This is a genomic window from Acinetobacter gyllenbergii (assembly GCF_001682515.1).
Classification (GTDB): Bacteria; Pseudomonadota; Gammaproteobacteria; order Pseudomonadales; family Moraxellaceae; genus Acinetobacter; species Acinetobacter gyllenbergii.
On the sequence record NZ_KV575266.1, the window covers coordinates 35,739 to 47,853 of the forward strand.

A 12,115-nucleotide genomic window follows, 5' to 3' on the forward strand; every position below is an offset into this window, starting at 1 on the left:
ATGTGGGGTTTGTGGTGCTTGGGTCTGCAATTTCTGATGAGTTACTTATTGCCTGATAGTTAATAGCTTTTTAGAGGCGAATGCTGATTCTTTATCAAATTGGTACAACAAGGTTTCCAACTCTAATTTTGTGAGACTGAATAACAGAGAAAAAATATTTATTAAATAATTTAGGACAATTTTTAAGTATTAGACAGAAAGGCTTGTCTTTTTTTTATTCTAAGATAAGCTTTGTGTTATAAAAATGTTCAAGAAAGTAATATTATGTTAAAAAATAAATTTATAGTTTTGGCAATCCTTCCTTTTATGTTGAGTGCATGTGGAGGGGGGTCTTCGTCTAACAATGGCTCGAACTCTAATAGTAATAATTCATCCACTAATCCAAACGAAGTTAAGCCTGAGCTTTTTTCGAATGGGGAAGCTAAATTATTTAGTTATTCAATTAATATTGATTATGATCAAGAATCATTAGATTCTGATAAGTCTGAATGGAAGATTCAAAATGGGATTTTGCTTGAAAAAACCAAAGCCCCGATCTTTTATAATCATTATATAACTGAAGAGAATGGCTTATATATTCCTGAAACAGAGCAAACTTATAACGCTGATCGAGGGATTCGCGATAGTTTTATCCATTCAATGACCCCAACTACATGGGTAACTTCGCCATATAATCAAGCTGGCTTTAAAGATTTAAAATATACTCAGAAGGTGAAAGAAATTGACCTTCAAGGATTACGGATTGTTGATCAGTTTGCTCCAGCACTGATCTCTATGTACGAGTTTGAAGTAAATAATGAGCTGGGTACTCCTGATTTAGACGCTATTTCTGATCAATTGGTGAAAACGTTGGATAGATTCCCGAAAGGGGCAAAGTGCATACAGACACAAGCGTTTAGCTCTAATAAATTTTTCTTTGAATTTGGGCCCAATGCTTCATTTGAAGTTCCAGATGCTAGAGTCTTACAAGACTGGGCTAACCAAGAGTTGAATGCAAATAGGACTACTCAAGCAGTACCAGATGTAGAAGTATGGGGTGGAATTAAAATAGGTTCGCTTTTAAACCGCAATGATGATCCATCAGCACCTGAATATTATCATTTTGCGCTTGAATATCAGAGTAAAGTATACCAAGCGTTTCCTCAAAAACCAGAATGGACGACTGATGAATTTGTAGAAGACCTGAAAAAACAATTTAGGGAGACCGAGTGGTTCAAGAGTGTTGTTATTCCTTTAGGAAAAGCGAAAGAAGATCAATTCATGGCTTCAGTGGATGCAAAAATGCATAACCAATGTAATTATTACAATGCAGAAGCAGCAAAATCCATAGATAGCGTTTTAAGTAAAGTTAAAAAATAAATTCTATTAAGACAGGTATGAGGTGGATCGCATACCTGTTGATCTATTTAAATTATGCAATTATTGTTTGAATCAATAAATACGGTGTTAAAATAGCGGTGTTTTTTTTTAAGCTAAAGCAATAGTCTATGATTAAGTGGATCATATTAGCGATTTTTATCATTTCGGCTTTGTATATTCAGCGCCGTGGGAAGGTAAAGCATTCGTTTTATCGTCAGTTTTTTGACCATTCGACGATTCTTGCACCCATTAACTTTTTGATGTACATGTTTTCTAGAGTGCCGAATCAGCCGTATATCGACACCCAGCATTTTCAGGACTTAAAAGTTCTGGATGAAAATTGGGAAATGATTCGTGATGAAGCCAAAGCGCTGTACGAGAAAGGTGGCATTAAAGCATCTAGCAGCTATGATGACTTGGGCTTTAACTCATTCTTTAAAACAGGTTGGAAGCGATTCTATCTGAAATGGTACGACTCAGCACATCCATCAGCAGCTGAACTTTGTCCAAAAACAACCGCATTGTTAAAGACCTTGCCAACGATTAAAGCGGCCATGTTTACTGAACTTGCGCCAGATAGTCGTTTGGTTCGCCACCGTGACCCTTATGCAGGTTCTTTGCGTTATCACTTAGGTTTAATTACACCAAATGATGATCGTTGTTTTATTGATGTCGATGGCGAGCGTTATTCTTGGCGTGATGGTGAAAGTGTGGTGTTTGATGAAACCTATATTCACTATGCTGAAAACACGACTGACCAAAACCGTATTATTTTCTTCGCAGATGTAGAGCGCCCATTAAAAACACGTTTTATGGAGAAATTTAATCACTGGTTTGGTAAAAGTGTAATGACGGCTGCGAGTTCACCCAATGAAGCGGGTGACCAAACAGGTGGTTTGAATAAAGCCTTTGGTTATATTTACCAGATTCGGATTAAAGCCAAAGCGTTGAAGAAATCGAACCGTTCACTGTATTACTTCTTGAAATGGTTCATCATGCTTGGGCTATTTTTCCTGATTTTTGTGCGTCCGTATGTTTTTTAAGTTTGAATAAGATCAACGCCCGAAAGGGCGTTTTTTTATAATAAGGAAGAATGATGCAACAATTAAGTGACTTACAGTTTTTACAATATTTTATCAGCGATGCACTATACCCGCGTTGCAATCAAGATGATCAGCCATTAAAAGATTTTTATAGCCAGCATTGGCAACGTTTTGCGGAACTTTCGGTAAAAGCCGATAAGATTTTGAATCAAGAAGAATTGATTCAGTTATATAGCGTTGTTCTACACCTCAAATGTTCGATGAAATTAAAAGCTCAAAATTATTCGATTTTTATTGAAGCCTATCGGCAATATTTAAGCGATTTCGGGTCGGTATTGAATGTATACGATGTGAGAGAGCCTTTATTTCTTTACGGATTCGATCAATTTAATCCTTTTGCTCAAGGCCACTCGTTTGAGCAATATGAAAAACTCAGAAAACTGTATACCCGTATAGAGAGCTATACCTCTATCCGTGGTCATTTAAAAAAAATGGACTTTTTTAAACAACAACAAGGATTCGCCGAGTACGCCTTGCAATGCTTAGAACATATGAGCCAGTACGATTTCTATTGTGAAGACAATCAGTTGGTACTGGGTTTGAAAATTCGTGCAATGGCATTATTGGCTTTGTTTAACCCACAGTATCAAGCTATTTTTCTAGAAAAATTTTTACACGGTGATTATGCTGTCTTCGGGCCTGATAACTTTAGAATTCTTTGTTTATACTGCGAAAAAATGCTGCAACAATATGGTGATGATATTTTCACTGCTGATGCCTTTCCATATGTACAGCAACTGATCGAATTGGAAAATGTGAAACGGCGGGCAAGCGAAACTTTTATTTGGAAAACGAAACTTGGGCTGGATTTACCCTTAAAGGATTGGGGTGTCAGTATTTGGATTGACCTTAAATACGATCATGGCTATGTTTTTCTGGAGCTACAAGATGATAGTGCGTTTAACTGGCATGTAAAATTATTTGTAAGCCCATTAAATCAAAGTTATTCGCAACACCATTTTAGTGATTCTTATCAGAATGAATTAGAAATGCCTGCTTTTTCTGAATATGGGATATTTGGCTTTCCAGAATGGTTGAAAACACTGAAACAAGATTATCAGTTTGATTGGGAAAGTGTAAAAATCAGTGGTCTAAAGAAAAGAGCAGACAAGCAGAAACTAATGCAATGGCTAGTCTCTCCCTTTCAGTATGAAAATTGACGGATGAACACTTGAAAAGCGATGGGTTTGCCAACATCATCCAGATATTACTTATGATTAAAGTCGACTTGTGAACCCAAACGCTCGAGAACACATTGAAAAAATACTGGCGCATATGACTCAGTTACCTGGCGTTTATAAAATGCTGGGTAAAGATGGGGAGTTATTGTATGTCGGTAAAGCCAAAAATCTAAAGAGTCGTGTGTCGAGCTATTTTGTAAAAACCATTGAGCATCCGAAGACACAGGCCTTAGTTGCCCGTATTTATGATATTGAAAGCTTGGTGGTGCGTTCCGAAACCGAAGCTTTATTACTTGAGCAAAACCTGATTAAGCTGCATCGCCCGCCTTATAACATTATGTTGCGGGATGATAAATCCTACGTTTATATTTTTGTCTCATCAGACAAGCCTTATCCACGGATTGCCAGTGGACGGGGCAAAGGCAAGCATCAAATTGGTAAATTTTTTGGGCCTTACCCAAGTGCTTATAGCGCGCGGGATACGTTATTGGTGTTACAGAAACTGTTTAATGTACGCCAATGCGAAAACAGCTATTTTTCACAGCGTAAACGTCCTTGTTTGCAATACCAAATTAAACGTTGTACAGCACCTTGTGTGGGATTGATTAGCCCAGCCGACTATAAAGAAGATGTCGATAACTCCATTCGTTTTTTGCAAGGCGATACCAAAGAGCTGAATCAAGAGCTGATCGGGAAAATGGAGCAGGCAGCAGAAGCACTGGAATTCGAGAAGGCGGTGTTTTATCGCGATCGGCTTGGCTTATTACGTGAAGTACAGGCTCAGCAAGCGGTGTTTAAAATCAAAGGTGAGGCAGATATTCTGGCAATTGCCTACCAAGCAGGGGTGACCTGCGTCCAGATTATGTATGTGCGTAATGGACGGATGCTGGGAGGAAAAAGCTATTTCCCAGATATGTTGGGCGATGATTTGGGGCAAATGCTTAGTGATTTCATGGCCAATTTTTATTTCCAAGTGGCAGATGAAGTACCGACAGAACTCATTGTCAATGTTGATGTACCAGATCGGCAGCAGTTAGAAGATGGCTTGCAGCAGACCTTTAATAAAAAAGTACAGATTAAACACAAAGTACGAGAGACCCGTGCTGAATGGTTAGAGCTGGCGCAGATGAATGTGCAACACGCAATTAAAGGCAAACTCAGTAATCATCTAGAACTGAATGAACGTTTCCATCAACTTGAACAGGTGGTAGGACGTCCAGTTGATCGGATTGAATGCTTTGATATTAGTCATACCATGGGCGAAGCGCCAATTGCATCCTGTGTCGTGTTTGATCAGGGCGGGGCAAGAAAGCGTGATTATCGCCAATTTGCGATTCAGGATATTACTGGGGGGGATGACTATGCTGCGATGCGTCAAGCACTCATCCGCCGCTATAAAAAGAATATATTGCCAGATTTATTGCTGATTGATGGTGGCAAAGGACAACTGCATATGGCGATGGAAGTAATGCAGGAACTTGAACTGGATGCCTTTATGATTGGGGTATCTAAAGGGGAAGGACGTAAACCTGGACTAGAGACACTGCATTTTACCGATGGCACTAAGATTCAATTGCCAGAAGATCATAAAGCCTTACATTTGATTCAGCAGGTTCGTGATGAGGCACATCGTTTTGCCATTACCAAACATCGTGCCAAGCGTGATAAACGCCGTAGTAGTTCGGTTCTGGAAGCTATTCCAGGCTTGGGGCCGAAACGCCGTCGTGATTTATTGACCCATTTTGGCGGTATACAAGGGGTATTAAAGGCATCGGAAAATGAGCTGACCTTGGTTCCGGGGCTGGGTGAGGTTCTGGCCAGAACCATTTATAAAATTTTGCATGAATAATTTGACCGATTGACATAATCTTCCCGATATTGCCGTGTAAACGATCATTCACAAATGGTTAAAAACGTTCAAAGATAGTGTGTTTCGATGATGAAGGAAAAATGATGGCCTTGCTTCCGCTCTATCAACAGGTTGAACAACAAGAATGGATTGATATTCCATCCGGTTGGTTACAGGGCCGTACCGTATTTGGTGGTTTGATTGCAGGATTGCTGATTCAGAAAGCACTCAGTGTGGTACAAGATGCAGCAAAGCAACTGTTAAGCTGTAACGTCACTTTTGTTGGCCCAGTACAGCAAGGCCAAGCGCGACTGAGTGCTGAGGTATTGAGGGAAGGAAAATCTGTCACGACGCTGGAAGTCCGACTTTGGCAGGATGATGCTGTTCAAAGTATCTTAATTGCCAGTTTTGGCACGCAGCGAGATTCCCGTATTCATGTGCAAAACTTGCCACAAGTGCCAGATTATCCAAGCCCTGAGCAATTGGATAAGACCTTTTACCTTGAAGGGTTAATGCCTGAATGTTTGCAGCATTTTGAACTATGTTGGGCCGAAGGAAGTTATCCAATGGCGGGCAGTAAAGTGCCAGACTTTGGGGGCTGGGGCCGTTTTGCGCCAAATCTGCATTCAAATCGTGAGATGCAATTGGCTGACCTATTTGCCTTGATGGATGTCTGGCCACCTGGGGTATTGCCGATGTTTAAGACCCCTGCACCAGCCAGCTCATTGACTTGGCAAATTACCTATTTGCAACCGATTACGGGTCAAATTCAGAATTGGTTGAAATATAAAGTGGTGACTGAATATGCAGAACATGGCTATTCAACCGAATATGCCTATGTGTGGGGTGCTGAAAACCGTTTAATTGCGGTGCTTAGACAGACAGTTGCTGTTTTTGCCTAGTCGACACTGCGATACATTTCGTATAAAGTTGCCTACACGTGGATACAATCTCGGCACATCCTTTGTGCGACATGCATATTTGATGCGAACAACATGGCGGTGTTTATGAGTACAGGGCAAATCCTGAACATTCCAAATATTTTAACTTTGGCACGTATAGCCCTCATTCCAGTATTTTTGGCGATTGCATATTGGCCGCCAGCGATTGGAATTGCTGAGCATCATGGGGGAATGATGCGCCATATGGTGCTGACTGCAATTTTTGTACTTGCAGCAGTGACCGATTGGTTCGATGGCTATTTGGCAAGAACATTGAATCAAACCTCTGCTTTTGGACGGTTTCTAGATCCAGTGGCAGATAAATTAATGGTTGCAGCTGCATTAATTGTATTGGTGCAATGGCAACCGACCATTTCAATGGCCTTTGCCGCGATTGTGATTATTTCGCGTGAAATTACAGTTTCTGCACTTCGTGAGTGGATGGCCGAATTAGGTGCGCGTACCAGTGTTGCGGTGTCAACCGTTGGCAAATATAAAACCGCTTTTCAAATGATTGCGATCAGCGTGTTCTTATTGAACTGGAAACCGCTAGAAATCTGGGCTTATGCTTTGCTGTATGCGGCCGTGATACTAACGCTTTGGTCGATGTTTATTTATATGAAAGCTGCGTGGCCTTATTTGAAACAGCCTTAGAATTTCAGTCATCATATATTTTATTCAAATTTAAATAAAAAGATTAGAAAATAACAGCACTCACAATGGCCGATTGAGCAGTGTGAGTGCTTAAAACGATAAGTTGGGAACACACATCAATGTCATCAATATTGTATTTATCAGATCAAGCCTTACATCAATTGCACGACCAAAAAGTTCAAACAGTTGACTGTCATGCAGTGAGCCAGTACAAGAAAAACTTACAAGAGATCAAGCAACGCAAGCAATGGAAAACCTCGGGTACGGGGGCACAATTCATGGGCGTTGCGAATCATAGTGAGCAAGATGAGTTGGCGCATGTTTATCCTGTTGATGCAGTATTGATGGATGAACAACATCTGATTTATGCCGCGCAATTGCAGGATGGTTGTGCGATTTACATCAAATCGCTCTTAGATCCGCAGCAACCTGAAGCGTTGGTATTAAGAAATAACGAGTTCATTATTCATCACATGGATTATGATGCACAGCATAAAAGGCTGATTTTATCTGCCAGTCAAGGCTATGCTTTTGAGCAACATCTATGTGTATTAGGCTTGGATTCCAATCGGATTCAATATATTACAGAAGGCGATTGTCAGGATCAGCATCCATGTTTTGATCCACAAAACCCAGATCTTATTTATTATGATAGCTGTGGCTTTGCTTATGACCAACAAGGGGGAATTAGCATTGGCCCGAAAGAAATTTGTCGTTTAAATCTGAAAACCGGCGAACTTGAAACACTATTTTCTGATCCTGCCTATGATTTCTACAAACCACAAATGGACGGTACTGGGCAGTTATATTTTCTTAAACGACCCTATAAAAATAAGTATGCAAATGGCAACTCACTCAAAGATATCGTATTAGCACCCTTTAAAATTATTCGCGCCGTGTTTGGTTGGTTGGATTTCTTTACACAACGTTATACAGGCGAATCATTGAAATCAACCTCTGGCAGTAATCCTGCGAAGTCGAGACAAAAGTCTGAAGAAGAACTTTTTGTGGAAGGCAACTTAATTAAGGCGCAAAAGACCTTGCAGCAGAATCAAAGTGCCGGGGAAAAATTTGCAGGTGTCATTCCGCGGAGTTGGGAACTGATTCAATGTTCACAGACGGGCGAGCAACAAGTACTCAAGCGGGGGGTGCTGGGCTATGCGTTGAATACTGAGGGTTCAGTTCTTTATTCGAATGGAAAGCACTTGGTGTCTATCGCTGCTGATCAGACTGAGCAAATGTTAGTAGAAGCCAAGCTAATCCAAAAAATCATGTGTTGATATAGTTTTAACTGTAAAAGCCTTCTATTTAGAGGGCTTTTTTTATTGTTTGATGAATGACCAGACAAGAAAAAAGCCCATACAACGATGAGCTTAGTTCTCTGAGGAAAGTCATGCTCTTTTGGGAGAGTATGCTGAAGAACATAATCATCATATGAGAATTTATTGATATTTACAACCGTGTAAAATGTAAATGTTTTTTAATATTCTCAAATCGGGTTGCCTTGGCTTTCAGACAGTGTTGCAAATTTATGTTCAATTTGAGTCGCATTATTTTGCAAGATTTCAATTAATTTTTGAATGTTGATGAAGTCAAAACGATTCTTTGATGCCACTAATGTGAGCGCAATTGGCGCTTCTTTGTTGGAGAAGCGGATCGGTACAGACAAACTGCAAAGTTGAGGGTCGATTTCACCTTGTGATAAGTAGAATCCTTGTTTTTTGATTTTGCGCATCTGTTGGATGAATTCATCCTGCGTTTGTGCAAATCCGACTTGTGCCAATTCTTTTGAAAACTGCTGATAATAGGCTTGAATACGCTGCTTGCTTAAGTGTGCAATGACAATTTTAGGTGAAGCACCGACATAAACAGGTCGTGGGCAACCTCGACCAAAAGAGAGTAATTCAGCATCTTTAAAGGTCTCATGATGTAGGTCGATACAATAATCATGATTTAAATAGGTTAATAAGCAGCACAGTTCAGTGCGTTCCACGATATCGCGCATAAAGGGGATGCTGATTTGAATCAGGGGGTCAGTGCTATGGGAAATATAATCTAAAACCGCAATTTTAGAGCCAAGCGTATAGTCGCCCGATGTGCCACTAATCCGTTTTAAGATGTCCGTCGAAACCAGTTCTTTGAGATAACGATAGGCGGTAGGTTTGGATAGCGCCAGCTCATCACAAATGATATCGACATTGATAATCGGACGTGAAACTGAAAATAAATCCAGCACAGTAAGAATTTTACCAAAACTCGAAATGGCCATGATGGGACGCCTACTCCTTACAAAATAACGTGAAAACCGAACTTTTATTGCTTTATAACAGAAAAGCGAAAGGTCGTGTATGTACTTTTAAATCTGATCATCCAAGATCAATCGTTTAGGATGAATACTGAGAAAAATGATAAATTTTATAGCGATTATTTTAGATAAAATTGAAAAATTATCAAATGGTGATAATTTATGTTGACTAATTTACTCGATTTTGAAAAAATAAGCTACGCAATGTCTTATGTGGATAATTATTTTTAGGAGAAAACACCTAAAAATATGAAGTATTGCAGATCACTCCTTATATCCAGTTTCACTCATCGTACTTGCCCTGATTTGAATGCTTTCAAATCAGTCTGGACAGCTTGTCACTTTTTTAGTGATGGCATGCGTGATTAAACTGATGCTGAACTGAGACCTACTCATGCTATTTAAACAGTTGTTGGCTTTTAGACCGAGTCGACTTGACCTGATCTTTGCGTGCAAAACATTTGTAGCAGGTATGCTGGCACTGTTTATTTCGTTTGAATTGGATTTGATTAATCCGATGTGGTCGATTGGTACCGTATTGATTATTGCCAGCCCTTATTCGGGTATGGTGTCTTCAAAATGTGTCTATCGCTTGGTGGGAACGGTAGCAGGGGCAATCATTGCTTTGTTGTTGACCCCTCATTTTATTAATACACCGTGGTTATTTACCATTATTTTATCTTTATGGGTAGGTTTTGCTTTATATGTCTCATTGCTAGATCGTACCGCAAGGAGCTATGTCTTTATGTTGGCGGGTTATTCCACCGCGATGATCGTTTACAACGCCATTACCTATATCGATACCTATAATATTTTTGATATTGCTTTGGCCCGTGTGCTTGAGATTTCTGTGGGTGTAATTTCAACTGCTGTGGTTTCCGCAACCTTCTTTCCTGTGCATGTTGGGGCAATGATCAAACAACGGGTTAATAAAACCTTGAATGATCTGGAAAGTACCTTTGAAAAGTTGATTACCGTTCAAGATAGTCCTGAAAACTATACTCAGATTTTGTCTGTGATTACCCGTGATACGGCAGATATTCATGCCTTGGCAGTGCATTTGGCTTATGAGAAAGGCGAGCTCAAGGGCATGACCAAAACCTTGCAGGAAATGCTGCATCAGGTGTCGTTGGTGGTGGCCAATCTGGTGGCCTTATCGCAACGGGTGAAACAATTGGAACAAATGCAACTTAGTAATCTTCGGCCGCATTTAAATCGCATCCGTCAAGATACCTTGGCTTTTTTAAAGCAAGAGCGCATTGTTCAACCCAGCGATTTGCAAAGCTTGCCTCTAAGATTTGAAGAAGATTTTGCTGAGCTGATTGCGCAAGCCACAGCCGAACAACAAATTGTATTGGGTGCTTTGAAGATGGATGTTCGTCATTTTATTGCCAATATGTTGGCGGTGAAATTGATTTGGCAGCAAATTCAGCAAGGCAACAAAGAGATTCCAACTGAAATTACCGCAATCACCACTAAATATCCGAGTTTGCATCGGGATCATGGTATCGCTGTTCGTGGTGGAATCAGTGCCGTGTTAATTACCTTTATTGTGACCGCGGCTTGGATTCTTTCGGGCTGGAAAGCCGGCTTTATGATGGCGCAAATGGGAGCAATTACCGCCTGTATCTTAACGGCTTTGGATAATCCAGTACCTGTATTACGTATTTTTATCTGGGGCAGTATTGTCTCGGCAGGTCTGGTTTTTATCTATGCTTTCGGGATCTTTCCGCATGTGACGCATTTCTGGCAATTGGCCTTGGTGTTATTTCCTGTCTTTCTGGTTGCAGTCACCATGATGGCCAATCAAATGTTGATGCCAGTGGGGATGGTATTGGGGATTAATACCATGATGGGTTTAAATCTGCATAACAAATATACCATGGATGCAGTTTCTTATCTGGACAGTTCTTTTGCGATGGTCTTGGGCGTATTGGTGTCATTGATTGTGATTGATTTGGTGCGTGCGGTTTCACCTGATACCAGTGCAACCCGAATCCTCGCTTTGCATTATCAGGCGATGCGCCAAGCCTTACATTTGTCTTATGGCAGTGATTTTAAAATTCACTTACGTAGTATGTTGGACCGTGTCGGGGTGTTAAATACCAAGATGGTGCAGAACCCTGAAGTAAAAACAGCGATTCAAAATGCATTGGTTGAAAGTAGTTCAATTGTTGATTTGGTTCGTTTACAGGAAATTAGTCAGAAATTACCGCAATTACAGCAACTACAACATGAATTGGGACAGTTACAGCAACAGCTTGCAGCCTATTTTCAGGCGCAGGAAAAGCAACTGTCCATTCATCATTTTCCAACACAAATTGTGCAACAAATTAAAGCTTTGCAAGACATCTCCCAACAGATTGAAGATGTGCAGTTACGGCAGCGGTTGTGCATTTCACTGAATAATATTTGTGAAAGCATTGGGCATATCTCTATACAAGAGATAGATGCAAATAGATCTGGTTTAGGGGTATCTCATGGGTGAAATGAATCTGTATGGGATTTATATCCCAATCCTTCTGGTACAAGCCATTATTGCCTATGTGCTGTTTAAGTTGCTCAGTCCCTTGATTGATCGCTTAGTCATCAAAGGCTGGATTGCGCTACCCAGCATTTTTAACCTGTGTTTTTACTTGGGACTGATGTTGCTGGTGCATTGCCTCTTTGTTTGGCTATGGGGCTGAGGTCTAGGGCAAGATGCTGATGCTGAAATTTAATAA

Annotated in this window: 10 protein-coding genes; 9 read left to right on the forward strand and 1 reads right to left on the reverse strand. The window is 40.4% G+C overall.

Annotated elements, in window-relative coordinates:
* Window positions 1-264 precede the first annotated feature (264 nt).
* The 7 genes from NG55_RS14260 to NG55_RS14290 all read left to right on the forward strand — a co-directional run bounded on the left by NG55_RS14260 (window position 265) and on the right by NG55_RS14290 (window position 8,367).
* A complete protein-coding gene (locus tag NG55_RS14260; protein WP_065343626.1) occupies window positions 265-1,359 on the forward strand; it encodes a hypothetical protein in 1,095 nt (364 codons plus the stop codon).
* A 128-nt stretch (window positions 1,360-1,487) separates the two neighbouring features.
* Window positions 1,488-2,402 (forward strand): lipid A hydroxylase LpxO, encoded by a 915-nt coding sequence (lpxO, locus tag NG55_RS14265; protein WP_016542314.1) that lies wholly within the window; start codon window positions 1,488-1,490, stop codon window positions 2,400-2,402.
* A gap of 50 nt (window positions 2,403-2,452) precedes the next feature.
* Window positions 2,453-3,622, forward strand: a complete 1,170-nt coding sequence (locus NG55_RS14270) for a hypothetical protein (protein WP_228704189.1) — start codon at window positions 2,453-2,455, stop codon at window positions 3,620-3,622.
* Between the two features lie 70 nt (window positions 3,623-3,692).
* Window positions 3,693-5,492, forward strand: coding sequence for an excinuclease ABC subunit UvrC (uvrC, locus tag NG55_RS14275; RefSeq protein WP_081409009.1), 1,800 nt, complete (start codon window positions 3,693-3,695; stop codon window positions 5,490-5,492).
* A 104-nt stretch (window positions 5,493-5,596) separates the two neighbouring features.
* The gene (locus NG55_RS14280; protein ID WP_065343629.1) at window positions 5,597-6,394 is read left to right on the forward strand and encodes a thioesterase family protein; all 798 of its coding nucleotides are present in this window, start codon (window positions 5,597-5,599) and stop codon (window positions 6,392-6,394) included.
* Between the two features lie 105 nt (window positions 6,395-6,499).
* On the forward strand, window positions 6,500-7,087 hold the full coding sequence (pgsA, locus tag NG55_RS14285; RefSeq protein ID WP_010590272.1) for a CDP-diacylglycerol--glycerol-3-phosphate 3-phosphatidyltransferase: 588 nt from the start codon (window positions 6,500-6,502) through the stop codon (window positions 7,085-7,087).
* 119 nt (window positions 7,088-7,206) lie between these two features.
* On the forward strand, window positions 7,207-8,367 hold the full coding sequence (locus tag NG55_RS14290) for a hypothetical protein (RefSeq protein ID WP_065343630.1): 1,161 nt from the start codon (window positions 7,207-7,209) through the stop codon (window positions 8,365-8,367).
* Window positions 8,368-8,576: 209 nt separating this feature from the next.
* On the opposite strand, the gene NG55_RS14295 is transcribed toward NG55_RS14290, so the two are convergent.
* On the reverse strand, window positions 8,577-9,356 hold the full coding sequence (locus tag NG55_RS14295; protein WP_065343631.1) for an IclR family transcriptional regulator: 780 nt from the start codon (window positions 9,354-9,356) through the stop codon (window positions 8,577-8,579).
* A 430-nt stretch (window positions 9,357-9,786) separates the two neighbouring features.
* Between NG55_RS14295 and NG55_RS14300 the strand changes: the two genes are divergently transcribed.
* Window positions 9,787-11,880, forward strand: a complete 2,094-nt coding sequence (locus NG55_RS14300) for an FUSC family protein (RefSeq protein WP_023270912.1) — start codon at window positions 9,787-9,789, stop codon at window positions 11,878-11,880.
* The gene (locus NG55_RS14305) at window positions 11,873-12,079 is read left to right on the forward strand and encodes a DUF1656 domain-containing protein (RefSeq protein WP_016542321.1); all 207 of its coding nucleotides are present in this window, start codon (window positions 11,873-11,875) and stop codon (window positions 12,077-12,079) included. The genes NG55_RS14300 and NG55_RS14305 overlap by 8 nt, the downstream gene beginning before the upstream one ends.
* The last annotated feature ends 36 nt before the right edge of the window (window positions 12,080-12,115 follow it).